The organism is Pseudoalteromonas sp. NZS71 (assembly GCF_015864715.1).
GTDB lineage: Bacteria > Pseudomonadota > Gammaproteobacteria > Enterobacterales > Alteromonadaceae > Pseudoalteromonas > Pseudoalteromonas arctica.
On the sequence record NZ_JADYWS010000011.1, the window covers coordinates 100160 to 122486 of the forward strand.

The 22327-nt window shown below is 39.3% G+C and carries 21 protein-coding genes and 1 tRNA gene; 9 read left to right on the forward strand and 13 right to left on the reverse strand.

Translation table 11 applies throughout. The annotated features are described in order from the left end of the window. Positions 1-159: 159 nt before the first annotated feature. Together I6E85_RS09355 and I6E85_RS09360 are read left to right on the forward strand one after the other, a co-directional pair. Positions 160-924, forward strand: coding sequence for a DUF6515 family protein (locus tag I6E85_RS09355; protein ID WP_197236869.1), 765 nt, complete (start codon positions 160-162; stop codon positions 922-924). Between the two features lie 171 nt (positions 925-1095). Then, positions 1096-1596 carry an RDD family protein gene (locus I6E85_RS09360; RefSeq protein WP_024589715.1) on the forward strand — a complete coding sequence of 167 codons (501 nt, stop codon included), beginning with the start codon at positions 1096-1098 and terminating at the stop codon, positions 1594-1596. Between the two features lie 135 nt (positions 1597-1731). On the opposite strand, the gene lptG is transcribed toward I6E85_RS09360, so the two are convergent. Together lptG and lptF are read right to left on the reverse strand one after the other, a co-directional pair. Beyond that, entirely contained in the window at positions 1732-2799 is a 1068-nt protein-coding gene (gene lptG, locus I6E85_RS09365) for an LPS export ABC transporter permease LptG (RefSeq protein ID WP_007587278.1), read from the reverse strand. After that, a complete protein-coding gene (gene lptF / locus I6E85_RS09370; protein WP_007587281.1) occupies positions 2796-3908 on the reverse strand; it encodes an LPS export ABC transporter permease LptF in 1113 nt (370 codons plus the stop codon). The genes lptG and lptF overlap by 4 nt, the downstream gene beginning before the upstream one ends. A 309-nt stretch (positions 3909-4217) precedes the next feature. Here lptF and pepA point away from each other — a divergent pair, with 309 nt between their 5' ends. The 3 genes from pepA to I6E85_RS09385 all read left to right on the forward strand — a co-directional run bounded on the left by pepA (position 4218) and on the right by I6E85_RS09385 (position 9235). Further along, entirely contained in the window at positions 4218-5729 is a 1512-nt protein-coding gene (gene pepA / locus I6E85_RS09375; RefSeq protein WP_007587283.1) for a leucyl aminopeptidase, read from the forward strand. 150 nt (positions 5730-5879) lie between these two features. Next, positions 5880-6326, forward strand: a complete 447-nt coding sequence (locus I6E85_RS09380; protein ID WP_007587285.1) for a DNA polymerase III subunit chi — start codon at positions 5880-5882, stop codon at positions 6324-6326. Between the two features lie 53 nt (positions 6327-6379). Further along, on the forward strand, positions 6380-9235 hold the full coding sequence (locus I6E85_RS09385; protein ID WP_024589714.1) for a valine--tRNA ligase: 2856 nt from the start codon (positions 6380-6382) through the stop codon (positions 9233-9235). A 113-nt stretch (positions 9236-9348) separates the two neighbouring features. Here I6E85_RS09385 and I6E85_RS09390 read toward each other — a convergent pair whose 3' ends face one another. Beyond that, entirely contained in the window at positions 9349-10590 is a 1242-nt protein-coding gene (locus tag I6E85_RS09390; RefSeq protein ID WP_024589713.1) for an outer membrane protein transport protein, read from the reverse strand. A gap of 294 nt (positions 10591-10884) precedes the next feature. Here I6E85_RS09390 and I6E85_RS20980 point away from each other — a divergent pair, with 294 nt between their 5' ends. Beyond that, positions 10885-11208, forward strand: a complete 324-nt coding sequence (locus I6E85_RS20980) for a hypothetical protein (protein ID WP_024592106.1) — start codon at positions 10885-10887, stop codon at positions 11206-11208. Here I6E85_RS20980 and I6E85_RS09395 read toward each other — a convergent pair. Next, positions 11168-12382 carry an HD domain-containing phosphohydrolase gene (locus tag I6E85_RS09395; protein ID WP_007587289.1) on the reverse strand — a complete coding sequence of 405 codons (1215 nt, stop codon included), beginning with the start codon at positions 12380-12382 and terminating at the stop codon, positions 11168-11170. The genes I6E85_RS20980 and I6E85_RS09395 overlap by 41 nt on opposite strands. A 352-nt stretch (positions 12383-12734) precedes the next feature. Here I6E85_RS09395 and I6E85_RS09400 point away from each other — a divergent pair, with 352 nt between their 5' ends. Further along, on the forward strand, positions 12735-14498 hold the full coding sequence (locus tag I6E85_RS09400; protein ID WP_024589712.1) for a lysophospholipid acyltransferase family protein: 1764 nt from the start codon (positions 12735-12737) through the stop codon (positions 14496-14498). Between the two features lie 108 nt (positions 14499-14606). Here I6E85_RS09400 and I6E85_RS09405 read toward each other — a convergent pair whose 3' ends face one another. The 3 genes from I6E85_RS09405 to I6E85_RS09415 form a co-directional block, all read right to left on the reverse strand. Further along, positions 14607-15311, reverse strand: coding sequence for an NRDE family protein (locus I6E85_RS09405; protein ID WP_024589711.1), 705 nt, complete (start codon positions 15309-15311; stop codon positions 14607-14609). Position 15312: 1 nt separating this feature from the next. After that, positions 15313-15846, reverse strand: a complete 534-nt coding sequence (locus tag I6E85_RS09410) for a hypothetical protein (protein ID WP_024589710.1) — start codon at positions 15844-15846, stop codon at positions 15313-15315. Between the two features lie 214 nt (positions 15847-16060). Beyond that, positions 16061-16135 (reverse strand) — tRNA-Arg (locus I6E85_RS09415). Between the two features lie 246 nt (positions 16136-16381). Here I6E85_RS09415 and I6E85_RS09420 point away from each other — a divergent pair. Beyond that, entirely contained in the window at positions 16382-16564 is a 183-nt protein-coding gene (locus I6E85_RS09420) for a hypothetical protein (protein ID WP_007587299.1), read from the forward strand. Between the two features lie 3 nt (positions 16565-16567). On the opposite strand, the gene I6E85_RS09425 is transcribed toward I6E85_RS09420, so the two are convergent. From I6E85_RS09425 to I6E85_RS09435, 3 genes are all read right to left on the reverse strand, one after another. Beyond that, a complete protein-coding gene (locus I6E85_RS09425; RefSeq protein ID WP_197236870.1) occupies positions 16568-17374 on the reverse strand; it encodes a phosphotransferase in 807 nt (268 codons plus the stop codon). A gap of 3 nt (positions 17375-17377) precedes the next feature. Continuing rightward, positions 17378-17995, reverse strand: a complete 618-nt coding sequence (gene pnuC, locus I6E85_RS09430; RefSeq protein WP_007587303.1) for a nicotinamide riboside transporter PnuC — start codon at positions 17993-17995, stop codon at positions 17378-17380. 200 nt (positions 17996-18195) lie between these two features. After that, on the reverse strand, positions 18196-18447 hold the full coding sequence (locus I6E85_RS09435) for a hypothetical protein (RefSeq protein WP_165735846.1): 252 nt from the start codon (positions 18445-18447) through the stop codon (positions 18196-18198). Positions 18448-18554: 107 nt separating this feature from the next. Here I6E85_RS09435 and I6E85_RS09440 point away from each other — a divergent pair, with 107 nt between their 5' ends. After that, on the forward strand, positions 18555-18794 hold the full coding sequence (locus tag I6E85_RS09440; RefSeq protein ID WP_007587305.1) for a DUF2960 domain-containing protein: 240 nt from the start codon (positions 18555-18557) through the stop codon (positions 18792-18794). A gap of 19 nt (positions 18795-18813) precedes the next feature. On the opposite strand, the gene alr is transcribed toward I6E85_RS09440, so the two are convergent. The 3 genes from alr to I6E85_RS09455 all read right to left on the reverse strand — a co-directional run bounded on the left by alr (position 18814) and on the right by I6E85_RS09455 (position 22324). Next, positions 18814-19893 (reverse strand): alanine racemase, encoded by a 1080-nt coding sequence (gene alr, locus I6E85_RS09445; protein WP_007587306.1) that lies wholly within the window; start codon positions 19891-19893, stop codon positions 18814-18816. After that, positions 19893-21272, reverse strand: a complete 1380-nt coding sequence (gene dnaB, locus I6E85_RS09450) for a replicative DNA helicase (protein WP_007587308.1) — start codon at positions 21270-21272, stop codon at positions 19893-19895. Before dnaB ends, alr begins: the two co-directional genes overlap by 1 nt. 113 nt (positions 21273-21385) lie before the next feature. Further along, positions 21386-22324, reverse strand: coding sequence for a DUF4097 family beta strand repeat-containing protein (locus I6E85_RS09455; protein WP_197236871.1), 939 nt, complete (start codon positions 22322-22324; stop codon positions 21386-21388). Between the last annotated feature and the right edge of the window lie 3 nt (positions 22325-22327).

Consider the following 22327-nt stretch of genomic DNA (forward strand, 5'->3'; position numbering starts at 1 on the left):
CCTTAAAAATCGTCAAAAACTAGAGATTATGTCAAGAACCGTCAGTAAAATGTAAAAAGCTGTAAGCATAGCTCCGTTTGCTGTTGTATGTCAGTTAACATTCAGTTTGAACCGCTAGTATTGAACCCAGTTATGTAAAAACATAAACGAGGCAATACTATGAAACTTACTTTTTTACTACCTGCACTGCTCGCCATTGGCGCAGTATCAGGCTTTGCGCTTGGAGCACAAAACGAGCGAGAGAATGATAAAAGCTTTAAACGTGACCACGACAAACGTATTGAATATAAACGCGATGAACGCCGCCATGAAAAAAAGCAACGTATTGAGCATAAAAAAGAAAAACGAGAAGACCGAAAGCAAGAAAAACGTAAACTTGCTAAGTACAAGCAGGAAAAGCGTGAACAATACCGCTACAACCAGCGCAAATATAACTACTTAACAAACCATAATAATTCAGTCGCTTACAGACAAAATCGATTTATAAACCATTTACCACGCAATAGCGCATCGATTAGATTTAATGGTATTTCGTTTACGTTTAACGACGGCCTTTACTACCGTAAAGCTAAAAGAGGCTACCACGTAGTTACGCCACCTAGAGGCCTGCGTATAAATACGCTACCAAGAAATTACAGGCATTTTAAGCATCACAATACCACCTACTACACATATCAAAACGTGTATTACGTCGCAAATAATGACGGTTATACAGTGGTTGATGAGCCACCAACCCGTCTTAATCAGGCAATAAAAGTGGGTAATGTGAATGATTATAGCTTGGGCCAAACTTACGATTCATTGCCTCAGGCAGCACAGGCCGTAATAATTAACTCGCAGCAGTATTTTAAATACGGCGATATTTATTTTTTACCGCAAATAAGTGGTGACGACATAAAATACCTCGCTATAAAGCTAGGTTAAATCCGCTATAAATTAAAAGGCCTTGCTACCAATAGCAGGGTCTTTTTCATTTCCCCTATAGGTAATAACTTAAAGCAATAAAATCAATTCCCTCTCTAAACATTAACATGTCTTAGTATTTGTAAGCTTTTTTGCTAAACTAGCTCGCATATTAATAGTGAGAGTGTATTTATGTCGGGTGAGTTTCCACGTGCTGGTTTTTGGCGCCGTTTTGCGTCGTTAGTTTACGATACGTTAGCCATTATTGCGTTTGCGATGTTAACTGTAGTGCTGTATTTATTTGCCGTTCAAGGGCTTATTTCTCTCGATGTAATTAGTTTAAATGGCGCAGAGGATGTATCTGCCTTTATTCAGAACTCAAATCTTCTTTCGGGTATTCGTACCGCTCTTTTAATTATTGTTACCTTAGTATTTTTTGGCTACTTTTGGACTAAAAGCGGGCAAACCATTGGCATGCGTGCATGGCGTTTAAAAGTACAAACTATTGAGGGTAATTTAATTAGCTGGCCACAATCAATTATCCGCAGCGTTAGCGCTTTACTCGGTTTAGGTAATTTGGTGGTGTTAGTAGATTTTAAAAACAAAAAAGCACTGCAAGATTACATCTCTAAAACAGAAGTTATTGCACTTACTAAAGAAGAAAACAGACGTATTTATAGTGAGCTTGATTAATACCAACTTTTCAAATCGTGAGTTAAGCGGTAGTTAAGCGGTAGTTAAGCGGTAGTTAAGCGGTAGTTAAGCGGTAATTAAAAAGCAAAAAGGGTGACCAGTGGTCACCCTTTTTCATGCTTTGAATAGGTAAATCTATACCCGTTTATTCATCAAATATGTCGCAAAGCCTATGAATATAATACTGGGCAATACCGCCCCTATAATGGCAGGTATTTGGTAAACCATAACGACAGGGCCAAATATTTCATTAGTTAAGTGAAACACAATCCCCGTTACAACACCCATAATAATACGTGCGCCCATAGTAACGGTACGTAGTGGGCCAAATATAAACGAGAGCGCCACCAGCAGCATTACCGCAACAGATACTGGCTGCATCAACTTACGCCATAGAGCAAGCTCATAGGTACTTGTGTCTTGTTCGTTTTGCTCTAAGTAACTTAAATACGACCAAAGCCCAGTAAATGAAAGTGACTCCGGTTTTACCGAAACAACCCCTAACTTTTCAGCTGTGAGCTGCGAAGGGTAAAACTCTTCTGGTAATTGCTCTGTTGTGGTTTTTTCGCTAGTAATAATAACCTTATTTACGTCACGAAGTAGCCAGCCTTCTTTTCGGCTCAGTGCATCTCTTGCTTTAGTAATTTGGGTAAGCTCTAGCGATTTATCAAAGTGGTACATGTGTACCCCGTTGAGCCTGCCGTTTTCATCAACATCTTCAATATTAATAAAATTATTGCCGTCTTTAGCCCATACACCTTTTTGTGTATTAAACACATCGCCGCCATGTATTGCTTGGTTTCGCATTTCTTTAGCGTGTAATTGCGCTTCAGGTGCACCCCATTCGCCAAGTGCCATCATGCATACAGCCATAAATATGGCCGTTTTCATCACTGAACCAATTATTTGTAAGCGCGACATACCAGCGGCTTGCATCACTACCAGCTCACTGTTTGAGGCAAGTGCCCCCAAACCCGTTAAGCCACCAATTAGCGCGGCCATCGGAAAAAACACCACTAAATCGCCAGGTATTGTGTAAAGCGTGTAAAGCATTGCGGTCATTAAGTCGTAACTGCCGCGCCCTACCGACTTTAACTGGTCGATAAATTTAATTAAGGTGCTAATACCAACAAGTACCAACAATGCAAAGCCGGTAGTTTGTAAAATACTGCGGCCTAAATACCAATCAAGCGTTTTCATCATGAGCCTAACTCCCGCTTAGTTACAACGGCTTTAAGCCAAGCGCCCAGTGGTCGCCCTTTTATAATTAATAACCCACCTATAAACAGGGCACTTAGGTGAATCCACCACAAGCCGATTGAAGGCGGGATTTTGCCATCTTCAACTGCAAATTTAGCGGCATTTAGTAAAATAAAGTAGCCTAAGTACAAGCTAATAGCAGGCACTAGTTTTGCAAATTTACCTTGGCGAGGATTAACCACACTTAGCGGCACTGCCAGTAAGGTAAGTAGTGGGATTGATAACGGAATAGCGAGTCGCCATTGCCATTGAGCAATAGATTCAGGAGTGTTTATAGCCAATAATTGGTTAGTTGGCACAGCCTCTAATTTACGGCGTTGATGCTCTATTTCTTGTTCTCGTATTTGTACGCTGTAACCGTCAAATTCTGTTAAATTAAGTGCAGGCGTTGTGCCGTCTGTTTCGTAACGTTTACCGTCTGTTAGTACTAGCTGTTGCTCACCATTTACGGCCTCAACCACAACACCTTGCTGTGCATATACTAAGCGCGCTAGATTGCCTTTTTCGCTATCAGGTAACTGTGCAACAAATACCTTATTGAGCTCTTTGCCGCCTTTTTCAATATTATGAATAAACACCACGGCTTTTTCGTTACCGGTTTCTTGGAACCGCCCAGCTCTGAGTGCAGATAACCCTGCATCGGCTTTGGCTTGTTCTTTCAATTGATACTCTTGCTCGCTTGCCCACGGCGCTATATACATAGTCAATGCAGCGGCTAATATGGCAAGCCCAACGCTTGATATAAGCGTTACGCGCACAACATACCATTCACTTACGCCACAGGCTTTAAGGACGGTCATTTCGCTATCGGCGTAAATACGGCTGTAAGCCAAAATAATGCCTAAAAATATACTCAGCGGAAGTATTAGCGAGGCTAGTTGTGGAAGCTTTAGTGCAATCATCGATAGCACTAATTTAGCAGGAATGCTGCCCTCAGAGGCATCACCTAAAATACCAACTAACTTTTGTGACAAAAATATTGTCATTAAAGTTAAAAATACGGCGACCTGCGATTTTAAAACCTCAGCGGTCAAATAACGGAAAATTAGCAATGCTCGCCCCTGTTAAACATGGAATTTCACTACGATAGTGAGAATTGAATAGTTAAATAGCTATTTTACCCAATTAATACCGGCAAATAGGCTATTATTATAAGCCATCAAATTTAATTATCCTACCTAAGTGCACGATATAATGTTGCATTAGTAGCCCTTAAGCATATAAAGTTCAATTACACAGTAAGAGTCTAGCAAAATCAGCTAAAATAAGAATTATCCTTACATAAGTTACGTAGATAAGACTAGAAAATACTTTTTTAGCCCCAACTTACTAACTTAAATGACTCAAAATCAGGAGTGACAATGGAATTTAACGTAAAAAGTGGTAGCCCAGAAAAACAGCGCAGCGCATGTATTGTGGTTGGCGTTTACGAGCCACGTAGGTTATCCCCCATTGGTGAACAACTCGATAAAATTAGTGATGGCTATATCTCTAATTTACTTCGCCGTGGCGACTTAGAAGGTAAGCCAGGCCAAGTTTTATTATTGCATCATGTACCCAATGTATTAAGCGAGCGCATATTGCTTGTAGGTTGTGGTAAAGAGCGCGAGCTTGATGATAAGCAATATAAACAAATTATTTCTAAAACTATTAATACTTTAAACGAAACAGGCTCTATGGAAGCAGTCTGCTTTTTAACAGAGCAACACGTTAAAGGTCGCGACACTTACTGGAAAGTTCGTCAAGCAGTAGAAACAACGCAAGATTGCTTATATACGTTTAACCAATTAAAAAGTAAAAAAGTAGACCCTCGTCGTCCACTTCGTAAAATGGTGTTTAACGTACCAACACGACGCGAACTAACGATTGGCGAAAGTGCCATTGAGCATGGTTTAGCCATTGCTGCAGGTAGTAAGCTGTGTAAAGACGTGGCTAATATGCCACCAAATATTTGTAACCCAGTGTACTTAGGCGAGCAAGCACAAGAGTTGGCAACTAATTTTGACAACATCACTGTTGATATTATTGGCGAAAAGCAAATGGCAGAACTAGGCATGAATTCTTACCTAGCTGTTGGCCGAGGTAGTGATAACGAATCAATTATGTCGATTATTAACTACAAAGGCGCCGCTGACGACCAAGCCCCTATTGTACTTGTTGGTAAAGGCTTAACGTTTGACTCAGGCGGTATTTCATTAAAACCAGGCGAAGGCATGGACGAAATGAAATACGACATGGGCGGCGCTGCAGGTGTTATTGGCGCAATGCGTGCACTTGCACAAATGCAATTGCCAATTAACGTTATTGGTGTTTTAGCTGGTTGTGAAAATATGCCTGGCTCAAACGCGTATCGCCCAGGTGATATTTTAACAACAATGTCGGGGCAAACAGTTGAAGTGTTAAACACCGACGCTGAAGGTCGTTTAGTATTGTGCGACGCACTAACGTACGTTGAACGCTTTAATCCAGATACGGTTATTGACGTAGCAACACTTACTGGCGCTTGTATTGTAGCCCTTGGCGCGCATGCGACTGGTTTACTATCAAACCATAACCCACTTGCACACGATTTATTAAAAGCGTCTGAGCAAAGTGGCGACCGCGCATGGCAGTTACCGTTATGGGATGACTATCAAGATCAGCTAGAAAGCCCATTTGCTGACTTTACAAACTTAGGTGGACGCTCTGCGGGTACTATTACTGCGGCATGTTTCTTGTCTAAATTTACTAAAAAGTATCATTGGGCGCATTTAGATGTTGCCGGTACAGCGTGGCGCAGTGGCGCTAAAAAAGGCGCAACGGGTCGACCTGTACCAATGCTTACTCAGTATTTATTAAATAGAGCTGGCGTAAGTGAAGCCGCTCAAGATTAAACACACTGTTTAGCTATTTATAAGGCGCCATTTGGCGCCTTATTTATTTGTGTATTAATTGAAGCAAACCCCGTTATATGGCAAAATCTGCCTCTTAATTTATGTATATCAATTTGGTATACATTCAATGTCATGGGAAACCCCGATACAATGAACATGAATGCTAAATTTTTCGTTCTAAAGCAACAAGATGAGTCTAAAGCGAAGGCTGACGATCATTTTGCTTTGGCTGCTCAAATTGCGGCCGATCAGTATCGAAATGGGCAGCGTGTGTTTATTTGTGTTAACGATAACGAAGCTGCCTGTGCCATTGATGAAATAATTTGGGCATTCGATCCAGATAGTTTTGTGCCACATAATTTACAAGGTGAAGGCCCTAAAGGCGGCGCACCTGTAGAAATTGGTATTACGCCACCTGTTGGCAATCGTAAAGTTTTAATTAACTTGGCTACTCAGTTACCGGATTACATTCGTCGGTTTAACCAAGTTTTTGATTTTGTACCCGTAGAAGCAGCGGCTAAACAAGCAGCCCGCGAGCGTTTTAAAAAGCTACGCCAACTCGGTGCCAATCTCACCACGCAAGATATTAATAGCTAGCCAATCAGGCAAACTAACCAACTAATTTAAGTACTTATTTAAGGTTCTGTGTAATGGATAAAACCTACAATCCGCAAGATATTGAACAGTCTCTATATCAAGACTGGGAACAAAAAGGCTACTTTAAGCCATCTGGCAAAGGCGTACCATATTCAATTATGATCCCGCCGCCAAATGTCACTGGTAGCTTACACATGGGCCACGCCTTCCAAGATACAATAATGGATACCCTAACGCGTTTTAAACGTATGCAAGGTAACAACACATTATGGCAAGTAGGTACTGACCACGCAGGTATTGCAACGCAAATGTTAGTTGAGCGTAAACTGCATGCCGAAGAAGGCAAAACACGCCACGATTTAGGCCGCGAAGATTTTATTAATAAAATCTGGGAATGGAAAAAAGAATCGGGCGGCACTATCACTAAGCAACTTCGCCGCCTTGGCGCATCTGTTGATTGGGATCGTGAACGTTTTACAATGGATGATGGTTTATCTGAAGCTGTTAAAGAAGTGTTTGTACGCCTTCACAAAGAAAACCTAATTTACCGAGGCAAGCGCCTAGTAAACTGGGATCCAAAATTACACACGGCTATTTCTGATCTTGAAGTTGAAAACAAAGACAAGCAAGGCCACATGTGGAACTTACGTTACCCACTAGCTGATGGCGTTACAACGCAAGATGGAAAAGACTACATTGTAGTAGCAACTACGCGTCCAGAAACCATGCTTGGCGACTCGGGTGTTGCAGTAAACCCTGATGACGAACGCTACATAGATTTAATCGGTAAAGAGATTTTATTACCTATCGTTAATCGTCGTATTAAAATTGTTGCTGACGAACATGCCGATAAAGATAAAGGCACGGGCTGTGTAAAAATAACCCCAGCGCACGACTTTAACGATAACGAAGTGGGCAAGCGTCATCAAATGCCGATGATCAACATTTTCGATAAAGACGCCGCTATTTTAACCCAAGGTGAAACATACACCTTTGACGGTAAAGAGCTTGAGTTTGATGCGCCAATTCCTGAGCGCTTGCGCGGGCTTGATCGTTTTGCAGCGCGTAAAGCAATTGTGGCAGAATTTGAAGAACTAGGCCTACTTGAAAAAATTGAAGACCATGGTTTAACGGTTCCTTACGGCGATCGCTCTGGCGTGGTAATTGAGCCACTACTTACCGACCAATGGTATGTACGTGTTGCACCACTTGCTGAACCTGCAAAAGACGCTGTTAAAAATGGCGATATTCAATTTGTACCTAAGCAATACGAAAACATGTACTTCTCGTGGATGAACGACGTACAAGATTGGTGTATTTCACGCCAGCTTTGGTGGGGTCACCGTATCCCAGCTTGGTACGACAATGAAGGTAACGTATTTGTTGGTCGCGACGAAGCTGAAGTACGCCGTGAAAACAACATTGCAGATAGTGTAACACTAAGCCAAGACGAAGACGTACTTGATACGTGGTTCTCATCAGCGCTTTGGACGTTCTCTACACAAGGTTGGCCAGAAAATACCGATGATTTAAAAACCTTCCACCCGTCTGACGTGTTGGTAACTGGTTTTGATATTATTTTCTTCTGGGTTGCGCGCATGATTATGATGACGCTGCACTTTGTAAAAGACGAAAATGGCAAACCACAAGTCCCGTTTAAAACTGTGTATGTAACTGGCTTAATACGTGACGACAATGGCGATAAAATGTCTAAGTCAAAAGGTAACGTACTTGACCCACTAGACATGATTGACGGCATTGAACTTGAAGACCTAGTACAAAAACGTACTGGTAACATGATGCAGCCAAAACTTGCCGCTAAAATCGAAAAAGATACGCGTAAAGTATTTGCAGGCGGTATTGAAGCACACGGCACCGACGCCCTTCGCTTTACCCTTGCTGCAATGGCATCTACCGGTCGTGATATTAACTGGGATATGAACCGCCTTGAAGGTTACCGTAACTTCTGTAACAAATTATGGAACGCGAGCCGTTACGTATTAATGAATACAGAAGAGCAAGACTGTGGTTTTGCAAACGGTGCTCAAACGGAGCTTTCATTAGCTGACCGCTGGATTTTAGGTCAATATGAAGCAACCGTTAAAACCTACACAGAGCATTTAGATAACTACCGTTTTGACTTAGCTGCTAACACACTTTACGAATTCACTTGGAACCAGTTTTGTGATTGGTACTTAGAGCTAACTAAGCCGGTATTATTTAAAGGTAATGAAGCGCAGCAACGTGGTACACGTAATACACTTATTACCGTACTTGAAAGCTTACTGCGTTTAATGCACCCAATGATGCCATACATCACTGAAACTATTTGGCAGCGTGTTGCACCACTTGCAGGCCTTGAAACAGCAAACACCAGCATTATGGTTCAGCCGTTCCCTGTATATAATGAAGCAAGCGTTGATGCTAAAGCAATGGACGACTTAGAGTGGGTTAAACAATTCATTTTAGCTATTCGTAATATTCGTGGTGAAATGGATATTAGTCCAAGTAAACCACTTAGCGTATTACTTGCTAATGCATCGAGCGACGACGTGCGACGCATTGAAGAAAACAAATCATTTTTAGCATCACTTGCAAAAATTGAAGAGTTTACAATGCTTGAAAACAAAGACGATGCACCAGCATGTGCCACGTCTTATGTTGGCAACCTTGAGATCATGATCCCAATGGCGGGCTTAATTGATGTGGAAGCCGAGCTTTCGCGTATTAATAAGCAACTCGAAAAAGCAGAAAAAGGCCTAGCACAAGTGCAAAACAAACTCGCTAACGAAAAGTTTGTAAACAACGCACCAGAAGCTGTACTTGCTAAAGAAAATGCAAAACTAGCTGAGTTTAGCGATGCTAAAACTAAGCTACTTGAGCAAAAAACTAAAATAGAAAGTTTATAAGCTTTCATAAAATGCCTATTAACACTATTTAATAGGCATTAAAAAAGCCGCTCACTTTAATTAAAGTGAGCGGCTTTTTTGTGCCCTGTGATTAACCACAAGACACTTCTACATTAAAACTTGTAGTTGTACTGAGCACCAACTAGTACTGCGTGACCTTTAGATTCAAAAGCCCACTGACTACCTGAGTCATCAGTTTCTGTAAACGTTTGTGTTTTACCACGGATAATACTCACACCAAGATCAACATTAGAGTTTTGATCAATTGTGTAGTTACCACCAAACGAGAACCAGAAACGGTCTGTATCAGGAATAGAGATTGATAAGTGCGTTTGTGATACCGGCGACTCATCAAATGCAACACCAGCACGAAGTAGTATGTCTTCATTTAACTGGTAATCAGTACCTACTGAGTAGCGGAAAGAGTCAGAGAAGTCTTCTGTTTTTTCAAAACCTTGCTCTGGTGGTAAACCAACTTCAGCTTCTAATTTGTCAAAGCTACTCCATCCAGTCCATAGTACGCTGTAGTGTAAACCTAACTTTTCATCTAACTGATGTGAACCAGAAAATTCAGCGATAGCGGGTAGAGTAATATCAACAGAACCTGAGCGCTCAGCGATACCACGTGCAGCGCTTGAATAAGTTCCTTCAAATGTTATATCTGTTTCTGTACGATAATTAAAACCAAAACGGCTATTTTCATCAAGTTGATACATTAGGCCAACATTTAAGCCGTAGCCAGTATCATCACCCTCAAGATCAACAACGTTCGTTGAACTTGGAACGCCAAAAGGGTTTACACCTATTTTTCGAACTATAGTTGCATCAGCATAAATTACATTTAGGCCAACACCAAAACTAAACTGCTCAGTTACTTTATAGGCAACACTTGCATTCATATTAACTGTAAAAATCTCAGTCTCACCCGCAATCTGGCCTGCGGCGTAGTCATCATTAAATTTAGTTGACAAACCAAAGTTAGAAAATGCACCAAAACCAAGCGATACTTTATCGTTGTAAGGCATAGTAAAGTAAGCTGCTGGTACCACTGCACTTGGTGCAATGCTATCGTCATCTAATGAAGATTGATCAATACCAGTTGGCGCGCCTTCACCTTCTAAGCTTACATCTGGGATTACGCCAATAGCAGCAACACTTAGTTGCTTTTCTTTAAATAAAGTCATTAGTGCAGGGTTACGTGCAACTACAGACGCGTCGTCTGCGATAGAAGCTTCACCAGCGTATGCACGGCCTAAACCCGATGCATTTTGCTCTGATAATTGAAACGCAGCTGCAAAGCTATCAGCTGAAACAAATGCAAGCGAAGCTGCAATAAGAGTTTTAGAAAATTTCATTGTTGAGTCCTTAACCAAACTGACTGTCTGGGTACTATGTGTGTTGTTATTAGGATTTAAAACTTGGCTACACTACCTTAATTTTTTGTAAAAAACTCTATGAAAGTGTCAAAAAACAGCAAAAAAACCGGTTTTTAACCACATTTTAACGACAAATTAACGGTAATTTAAAACTCATCGGACTAGAAGTGTGGTATTAGAGCAAAAACTCTAAATGTAATTAATTATCATTTAGATTGACTTGAAATTAGTAGCAACTTACACTCATTATAAAATCGCAATGGAAGTAAAACTGTGATCATTTTATTTATTATTACAGGGCTAATATTTTGTGGGGCGAGTGTGTTTTGCTTTTACAAAGCAAACTACTGCGCATGTACTCAAGCAGGACAATGCGATAACCCCGTAAACCATTATTGGCTAGGGGCAATGTTAAATGCGTTAATATCTTTAGCGCTGTGTTGTTTTGCATTGCACGTAGAGCTAGGCACTTTGTTATGGTTAACACTGATGGGAAATTGCTTTTTGGGTGCGTTTATTTCTGCAAAACAAACTAAAAAAAGGCAATGCAGTAAAACTAGTTCAACAAATGCTCTTTTAGCAGGCGAGACAAATTAATCTGATAATCTAAGGGCTTAACACTTGATAGTATTTTAAGCTCTTGGGTGTGCTCACTTAAATCGATGTCTTTCGGTGTAACATGATGATTGTGCTTAGCATTATAAAATAGCTTAATTTTAGGTTTAATAGGATTTAATACGTTCCCTTCAAGCACTAAAGCTAAACGTTCATTCGTTAATTTTACAATAGTTCCTACTGGATGAACCCCTAAACACTTTATAAAACGCTGTACTAACTCACCATCAAACAATTGCTTATTGGCTAATAAGTACCGCAATGCGTTGATTGGTTCATCACCATCTTGATGCATTCTATCGGCAGTCATTGCATCGTACACATCTACAATTGCCATTATACGCGCTGGACGACTTAACTTCTCTGCCTGTAGGCCTCGCGGATAACCAGAGCCATCTAAGCGCTCATGATGATTCACTATCATATCAAGCATAAGGGGTGTTATACCCTTCTCGCCTTTAACTAAACCCAAACCTTGCGCTACATGCTTTTTAATCGCTAAGAGCTCATTATTAGTAACCTTAGTTGGCTTTGAAAATATACCCTGCGGTAATTTAGCTTGGCCTAAATCATGAAGTAACGCGCCCATGGCAAGCTCTTGCACAACAGCCATTTTGTACCCTAAGTATTTAGCAAATACAGCGGTAAAAATGGCGCAGTTGATCATATGCCGCCAGTTATAGCTGTGTTTATCTTTTATACGAGTAAGAATAGTCATGGCGTTGGCGTTACGAAAAACTGAGCTGACTATTTCGCTGGCTATTTCATCAAGCACTTTTATATTAACACTCAGGCCAGATGTTAAGTCACCGTATAACGACTGTAGCTTTCGGCCATGCTGATCGTAATTGACACTCGCTTTAGCAAATTCTTGTTCAATTGAGATTGCTATAGGTGTTTTTTCGGCTTTTTGCTGGCTATTAGATGTTTTAGGTTTGCTTTGAGGCTTATATTTGGCAGGAACTGGGGCATCACCTTTAGCAAAATCTATAAGCAGCTCAAGCACCCCTTCGGAAACTAAACGCTTAATAATAGATCTATCGCGCACTAAGCCACTGGTCTTAATTTTTATGCTATTGATCCCTTCATGTTGCTTAGTAACGCTATCAACATACATACCAGGAGTAAGCTCAGACACGGGCAAAGTAATTAGCATAAAGGCGGGATTTTTCTATTAAGGAATATGTACCTTAAATAGCATTAATTAAGCCTAAAAGTCTAGTTTTTGAGTTGTAAGTAGTTATATATAACTAAAACCATTATTTACAGCCCTATTAGAGCTGCACTGTAATTCTGATTATTTTACTTTTTAATAATTAAACGCTTTCATCTCAACTACACTAAATTGCTTATCACTAAAAAGCAGGTGATTTAGCTATAAAATTTATCTAATCATTATAAAAAAGCGAACTTTATTAACCTTTCTTGAACATAATATTGTTTTGCCTCGGTCTCAATATACACAGCACTTAATAACAACTGCTTTAAATTCTTAAGAGTACTAATATATGACAAAACTAAACCACCCCGTATCAAACCTAAGTGTGGCTGCAATAAACACAGCCTCGCCTTTGGGTCATATATTAAAAGTAGCCGCTCCACTGCTCGATAGCTTACTAGGTATAAATAAACTGCGTGATATATACCTCTCTAATAATTTATCGGGTTTAGATAAGCAGAAGTTTAGTGAAAAGCTTTTAAATGTATTGGGTATTAATGTACTTGGCGCACAAGGTGTTATTAACAAAATACCTAAGCAAGGCCCTTGCATAGTAGTATGTAACCACCCTTATGGCATGATTGAGGGCGTAATAATTGCTAAATTACTCACCCATTATCGTAGCGATACTAAAGTAATGGCTAACGTTGGTTTAAAAATATTTACAGAAATTAAAGACTATTTTATTTTTGCCAATCCGCTAAAACCAAAAGCAGCCATTAACACCAGTGCAATTAAACAGTGTTTTAAACATGTAAATAACGATGGTTTACTTGTGGTTTTTCCTGCTGGCAGGGTTTCGTTTTTTCAATCAAAAAAACAACGTGTAACCGACGGTCAATGGAATCGCTTAGCGGCTCAACTAGCCTTAAAAACACAAGCCCCTTTATTACCTGTGTTTATTAGTGGTCAAAATAGCCCTATGTTTTACAATTTGGGACGTATTTACTACCGATTTAGATTATTAATGCTAATACGTGAATTACTTAAAATTCAAAAAAGGTCCATTAATTTAGGTGCTGGTAATTTACTTACACCTAAGTTATTAAATAAATTTGAGAAAACTGACGACATTAACGATATTGCGCGCCTGCTTTGCTATTTAAACGATGAACGCTTTGTAACACCTTGGCAAGACGATGCCCAATCAATGCAACTAAAAGCGATTATGCAGGATGTTGATAAAACAAAAATGACGAGTGAACTTGCTAGCTTACCAAGCGAGCAGCACTTATTAGACTTTAAAAGTTACTCCGTTTATTACGGTTATCAAGATCAAATACCTAATTGTGTTGCTGAAATAACACGCCTTAGAGAAATAACCTTTCGTACATTGAACGAAGGAAGCGGTGAGCCATGTGATACCGATAAGTTTGACGCAAGCTACATGCATTTATTTATTTTTGATCATAAAAATGAAGAGATCATTGGAGCTTATCGAATTGGACAAACTGATTTATTACAAAAAAATAGCGACGTGAGCGCCCTTTATTTATCGCAAATGTTTAATTTTGAACCCTCTTTTATTAATCAACAACAGCCGTGCTTGGAAATGGGTCGCTCGTTTATAGTTCAAAAACATCAAGGCAGTTACCATGGCTTATTACTGCTATTTAAAGGGATCGGTGCGTTTATGGCGCAAAACCCACGTTATAGGACTTTATATGGCACGGTTTCATTAAGTAAGCTTTACGACCCTCGTTCTGTCGCAATTATTGACCATGCAATGGTTAATAATAAACAAGGTGTTAGCGCCAATACGCCTTTTAATAATAAAATTCATCCAGAGTTTGAAGACTTCATTATTGATCACACGTTAAACATAGATCATGTATCAACATTGGTTATGGGAATAGAAGAAGATAAAAAAGACATACCGATTTTATTAAAGCAATATCATAAGCTAGGCGCTCAATTTCATTGTATGGGAATTGACAGTAACTTTAATCACACCCCAGGATTACTTTTAAGTGTGCACCTACCAAGTGCGCCTGAAAAGCTACTTAAACTCTACCTTGGTGATAAAAAAGATGATTATATAAATCACTCATAATTTTCACCTGCTGTATTAATACTGCAGATGAAAATAGAGCAACAAAAAAGTCGACGCAACTAATTGCGTCGACTTTTTTAGTTATGTAACAGCTATAAAAATATTTAGTTAAGCTGCAGCCACTTTTAAACAACTAATGCTGCTAATGAGCTGAGACTGCTTATCAAAATAATTAAAGCGTATAGTGTTACCAACTTTAATATGGCTAATACTGACTGTCATTGCATCTTCTCTTTGCATATTTACACCATATTGGCCTTGATCAGCTTTGCTGTAATGAAATGCTAAAAACTGCTCACTTGCAGGATATCTTAAGTCAATAAATTGCTTAAATTGTTGTTTACGCTTTTGTGTAACTGTTTCTAGCTCAACGCCAGATGACGTTGCAAGCGATTCAACTTGGCAATCGATTAATTGTTTTGAGTCCCATCGAACAAAAGCGATGTGACCATTATTTAGCGATAATTTATCCGGAAAAATACACAATTTAAAAGGCGCGTAACCCGATAAATCCATATTTTTTAATTGAGACAATGCAGGGGTATTATTGCTTAGTAAATGCGGGATTAAGAGGCCTCTGCTGTGCTTTACGGCATTTATATCAAATGCACTTTGATAATCGTTTAATAAAGCTAATGTTTGCCCCCAATGCGATACACCAAGCCAAGTACCACCCCCTTGCGGATCGATAGGGTAAATTGCGTTACCTGTGTGCTTACTCGGGGCGATTGCCATTTCTCGCGTTTTTTGTTCATCACGATTAAAAAACAACTCGTAGCCATCATCAGTTAGGAAGTAACTTAAAGTGCACATATTAACTTTGCAGTGATTTTAATTGGCTTTGTTGGCTTTTTTCTCTCAAAAAAGTGGCTGTACTTGGTGCTAACCCAAAGTTCTGGTCGAATGATGCTTTTTGTGCAAAGGTAATTTGTGAAATCATCGCATAGTGATGTACTGCATGGCTTCCTACAAATATAAGCTCTCGTGCTAATGAGGTTGTTACAGTTTGTACATTTTTACTTTTAATTGATACTTCGCTTGAAAGTAACAGCGGTTTATTAAAATCATCTGTACTTAGCTGTTCAATCCACGATGCTATCTCTGCAATTTTTTTTATAGCTTCACAGGGGTTACTTTCAATATTGCTGCCGCGTAGGCGACTATCGTAATCAATATTATTTATACCAAAGCCCGTCATTAAAGATTGGTAATGATCGATAATGTGGCGCATATGTGACCCAGCTGAACTAATGAAATTAGGAGCAACGATTTGCGAATAATCCTCTTTAGTTACACTTTCAAGATAAGCATGTCCTTGAGCGAGTATTTCTAACTGACTATTTAACATTGAATCGGTTTTCCTCATTTATAATTTCGTCGTATATGCATACATAACGTTAGATAACATTTTGAATAATGCAATTTTGCATTGTATAAATAACTAGAAAGCTGTTCTTACAATAAAATTTCAAAATTTATGCAGTAATACATTTTTAAATATAAAAGTAATTAATGAGAAGCTAGATAATATAGAGGGGAATATTAGTAGATGTAAAAGCAAATGGCGCTCTCGGTAGGGATCGAACCTACAACTCAGCCTCCGGAGGGCCACGTGATATCCATTTCACCACGAGAGCACATTTGTTGCCGCCACACCAACTCGCGATATCAGTGCTTTAGCATCAGCAATGATAAAGAGATCTTTAAATAAATACCAGTAACATCAGCTTATATGCTTATTAATTAAACTCTTTTAAATAAAACACTTCACAATGGCTTAAAAACACGCTATTTATTCTTATTGAATAGGAAACAGTAACGGTTTAGTAACATTGAAACTATGATTGTCGCTGTGCGGATGGATTTAATACGAGGAAATAATGATGAGTTTAATGTCTACTGAGCAAGTTGCTGAGTTTTTAGGTGTAAAAGTAGAGCGTGTAAAACGTCTCTCTAGAGAAAGTTTATTAATTGCTAAATCAGAAGATGAAAATGGTGAACCACAATTTGATACAGCCGAAGTAACAAAATACAAAGAGCTCGCCGAGCGCTTTGGTGGTCTTTAACATCTATAAAAAAGTACTATTAACGAGTTTAGTTAGCTGCGCGCGTAACATTACAGATTTACTAGTTATGCTGCGCTCTTCATACCAGCCAATACATAACACTAAAAAAAACAGCTTATAGTAATTCAGCTTATCCATTGAAGGATTAAACGTTTTTGTTTTATCGATACTATTTTTATAGTTATTTAACAATGCACTTTCACTGCTCTCATTAAGATTAAAGCTCACTGCAAGGGCTGCCAAATCAAAATACACATCATTAGTTTGTGCATATTCAAAGTCAATTAAATACATGCCTGAAGCATTTACAATAATGTTATCTTTTACTAAGTCGTTATGACAAAAGCCTGCATTAAATGACATAGCTGCAACGGCTTTGAGTGCCTTCTCTATTTGAGGTTTATATTGCGTATAGACGTCGGTGCTTTGATAAAAATGAAGCTCTTTAGCTATATCCATTGGCGCGGTAGACACTTTGTAATTGTGCACTTGAGCAAGTTTATTAATAAAGCTAAGCGTTATATCCGATTGCGCGCTCTTGCCTTCAATATAATTAAATACCGCACGACCGTTTTCTTTATCAAGCCAAATAGGCGCAGGACATATATTAAAGTCACTTAAAAAGCGCTGCGCTTCAAGGCCGTCACTTGGCCAATGGCTTTTATAACACTTTAACAAATACCCTTGTTGCTCGGTACGTATTAAAAAATTATCGTTACTAAAGCCATTAAGTAATCGCTCGCTTGAAACAATGCTTGTAGGCTCTATAAACGCACTACACATTTTTACTAACTGAGTATGGGCAATCATTGATTAAAGCTGTGCTAGAGGCTTAGCTTGGCTTTGTTCGTACTCTTCGTACCAGGTTTTAAAGCCCCACGCTGCCATAATGGTATAAAATATAAAGAGTGCTAGCGTTGGGTAATAGCCTTTTTCGTAATATAAATACATAGAAGCGGCATCTATTACAATCCAGTACAGCCAGTTTTCGAGGACTTTTTTAGCCACTAAGTAAGTAGTTACTACGGCAAAACATGTTGTAAAACTATCAAGATAAGCAAAATCGGCATGAGTATAATTTTGCATAACGTAACCAATAACTATTGCAGCTACGGTTGTTAAACTAATTAAAACAGCATGACGGTTTATCGACCACGATGTAATATTTAAATTTGCAGCTTTGCCTTTACGCCATACAACCCAGCCAAATACAGCCATATACATATAATAAAAATTAAGTAACGACTCCATAAGTAATGCGCCATTCCAGTACATTATTGTATAAATGAGCGTGCTAAAAAATGCCGCAGGCCAACACCATAAGCTTTCTTTTATTGCTAATAATAAATAAGCCATCGACAACCCTACCGCAATATACTCCCAATGCGACATTGCTGTAAAACCACTTAAGGTTTGTGTTAAAAAGTCCATATTATGCAATTACCGTTTAGTTGTGCCGATTGTTATACCAATCTGCTTATATACGGGGTCTATTTAACGTTAAGAAAATTACGCTAGAACTAGGCAAAAATTTTTGTATCTAGTTGTTCTAAATAAAAAATTTTAATGACGTTATAGTGCAATTTAATTCGTTAAATTGATCAAATATTTATGCAGGTTGGTATTATAGGTTATTCAGGCGATAAGTCGCCAGAGAGAAACTTACATACAAAAATAGCTTTACCAAATTCTTCATATGAACGTCTAATTTCGGTATTTAACACCTGCATTACTAAATCGTAATCACCAAAAATTTGCGTTGATAACGTGTTAGTAATCACTTTTAAATCATCGTATTCGTTTAATCTGTCAATAAAGCCCTGAATAAACGGGATATAATCTTGGTGAAGTGGGTATTTACTGATCTCTACTGATAATTTCATTTTTGACTCTTTATTTTAATTACCGATTACAACAAGTCATTCAATGCTAGAGCCGTTATTAAATACAGTGTAAAATCGCTGCAACACTCAATTGAAATGAGCTTAAAATGGCACGTAGAATAACCTACAAATATAAAAACGAACCGCGCGAGATTAATTTCGCTAAAGATAAATACCACGACATGTATCAAGCAATTGCTGCCGCCGAAGGTATTGATCTAACTAATTACTTAAGCATGGTACAGCAAATAGAAATGACCTCAAAAGGGTCTGCTTCTGTTCGTAACTTTCGCGACCAAGAATTTGCCCGTATGGGCTTTAGCGACGTTTACTTTATAAAAGAGTAAATACCGCTTTATAGCTGTATTAACGCTGATACTCATAACTTACGCGCGGTGTAATATTACATAATAGCTCGTAAGGGATAGTATCAGCGCATAATGCTATTTCTTCAACTGGTAGCTCAGGGCCCCACATAGTGACTCTGTCGCCCACTTTAATATTGTGCTCATTAGCACCTATATCTACGCTAATCATATCCATAGCAACACTGCCAACAATACCATAACGCTGCTTACCAATTATTACTGGTGTGCCCTCTTTAGCATGCCGAGGATAACCATCGCCATAACCCATAGCCACAACAGCTAACTTGGTTGGTTTATCGCTTTTCCAACGTCCGCCATACCCTACCGCCTCATTGGCTGGTACATTACGCACTGCAATTACGCGCGTAGTTAAGCGCATAACTGGTTTTAATTTATGTTGTTGCCCAATACTATTTGCCATTGGCGATACGCCATATAGCATAAGCCCAGGGCGTACCCAATCACCATGGCCGCTTGGCCACGCGATAATACCAGCAGAATTTGATAAACAATGTGCTTGGTCAATGCCATTCACTAAGTTATCAAATAACGTGATTTGTTGAACCGTTTTGGCATTATCAACATCATCAGCACACGAAAAATGGGTCATTAAATTAACGGTATTTTTGGCGTTAGGTGTTTTTTGTAAGCGGTTATAAAACTCTTCAAACTGCTCTGGCGCAATACCTAGTCGATGCATACCTGTATTTACTTTTAACCAGCATGTTATTGGCGCATCGAGCTTTGCTTTTTCAAGCGCGGCTAATTGGTATTCGTCATGAATAATAGTTTGAAAGTTATTAGCGAGTAAAATAGGTAAGTCGGCTTTGTTAAAAAAGCCTTCTAGTAAAACTATTGGCTTTGTTAAGCCCCCAGCTCGAAGGGCAAGCCCTTCATCTATACGCGCCACAGCAAATGCGTCAGCATTATTTAAATGCTGCGCAATCGTTACTAAACCATGCCCGTAAGCATTTGCTTTTAGCACCGCCATTACTTTGCTGTTAGGTGCAAAGCACTTAACTTGCGCTAAATTATGCGCAAGTGCAGCTAAATTAATTTCAGCAGTGGCTAAGCGCATTAGTAATCGTCATCTACCGCTGGTCCCGCGTAATTATCAAAGCGAGAAAATTGACCTTGGAATGTTAAACGCACTTTACCAATTGGGCCGTTACGTTGTTTACCTATGATAATTTCGGCAATACCTTTGTCAGTACTGTCTTCGTTATAAACTTCATCACGGTAAATAAACATGATTAAATCGGCATCCTGCTCTATCGACCCTGACTCACGTAAATCTGAGTTAATAGGACGTTTATCGGCACGTTGCTCTAGCGTACGGTTAAGCTGCGAAAGCGCAACAACCGGACATTTTAGCTCTTTTGCTAGTGCTTTAAGTGAACGTGAAATTTCAGCAATTTCGAGCGTTCGGTTATCAGCAAGGCTTGGTACACGCATTAACTGCAAGTAATCGACCATGATCATACTAATGCCACCGTGGTCACGGGCTATACGCCTTGCACGTGAACGCACATCGGTAGGTGTTAAGCCCGACGCATCATCAACGTACATTTTACCTTTTTCCATCAACAAGCCCATTGTTGATGAAAGTCGTGCCCAATCGTCATCATCTAATTGACCAGTACGTACCTTAGTTTGGTTAATACGGCCAAGAGACGCTAACATCCTCATCATAATTTGTTCTGAAGGCATCTCTAGAGAGTAAATTAATACTGGTTTGTCTTGAGTCATTGCAGCATGTTCTGCAAGGTTCATCGCAAAAGTGGTTTTACCCATAGATGGACGCGCTGCAACAATAATTAAGTCAGAAGGCTGTAAGCCCGTCGTCATTTTATCAAGATCGGCATAACCTGTACTTACACCCGTAACACCATCTTGTGGTGATTGATAAAGCTCTTCTATTTTATCAACGGTTTTTTCGAGGATGCTATGAATGCTTTGCGGGCCTTCATTATTTTTTGTTCGTTGCTCAGCTATTTTAAACACTTTGCTTTCGGCAAAATCGAGTAAGTCGTGACTGGTACGTCCTTCGGTGTTAAAGCCGGCTTCTGCAATTTCGTTCGCTACGCCAATCATTTCACGTACAACAGCACGTTCGCGTACAATACTTGCGTAAGCGTCAATGTTAGCGGCACTTGGCGTGTTTTTAGCTATTTCTGCTAAATAAGCAAAGCCACCAATTCCTGCCAGCTTATTATTTTTTTCTAAACTTTCAGAAATAGTGATTAAATCTATCGGATCGCCAATCTCAGCAAGTGCCGTCATCGCCTCAAAAATTAACTTGTGCGTGCGGGTATAAAAATCCTGTGATACAACAAGCTCCGCTACGCGGTCAAAAGCTTGGTTATCAAGCATTAAGCCACCTAAAACAGATTGTTCAGCTTCTATTGAATGGGGAGGAACTTTAAGTGTATCGACTTGCTTATCTGGTTTGGCCATAACTTCACAGTAGTAAAATTGAATGGCTCTATTCTATCGACTTGAAGGGGCTGTGCAAATAGAAAAGCAGGAAATCTTTTCCTGCTTTTTGTAATCGTGAAGGTGAATGAGCGTTATTTAATACGAAGCTCTATGCGTCCACTAATTGTATCCATTTCAACATTAGCATTACCGCCATTAATGCTAAATTCTAAATCACTGGCTGGGCCGTATTTAGCTTTACTGACTTTATCGCTAGTAACTTTATTAATGATTTTTCCATTAGCGTGCGCTTTAATTTCAAAATTTGCAGATACGCTGTCAGGAAAGTAAAAATCACCATCGCCACTTACCGATTCAAAACGTACATCACCGCCTTTTAAAAGCTCTTTAATATGTACTTCGGCTTCGCCATTCACCGTGTTAATACGTAAGTTTTTAATTGACGATAGCGTAAAATCTATATCGCCATTTACATTTTCAAGGCGCACATCATTGGCGCTTGAGGTTGATTTAATATCGCCATTAACAGCGCTAAAACGTAGTTCACCACTTGATTCTCTATCGTTAATTTCGCCATTTACGGTTTCAAATTGAATATTCCCACTTAGGTTTTCTGCATTTACATCACCATTTACGGTGGTGAGCTTAATGTTGCCAGTAATATCATCTACCGTAATTTCGCCATTAACCACATCAACTTCAGCGCCATTTTTTAGCTCTTTTGCAGTCACCGATACATTAACGCCAGCAAACTCTAAACTACTGCTTTTAGGCATAAATATGGTTAAGCTTGAGCCATCGCCATTATTACCCCAATTTGATTTACGTGGCATTTTTACAATAAACTGAGTTTTATCGCCATTTGTTTTAAGCTCATAACCCTCGGCTTTGTCATCAAGCTCGCCAGATACTTTAAATTCGTTTTTATCCCAGCCTGTAATATGTATATCACCGCGTTGGTTTTCAATAAAAATAGTGCCGCCACTTGGTACGTCTATTTGCTTATCTATTTTTTCACCCGCTAATACCGCCAACGGAAATAAGCTCAGTCCTAATAAAATCGCTTTCATGTC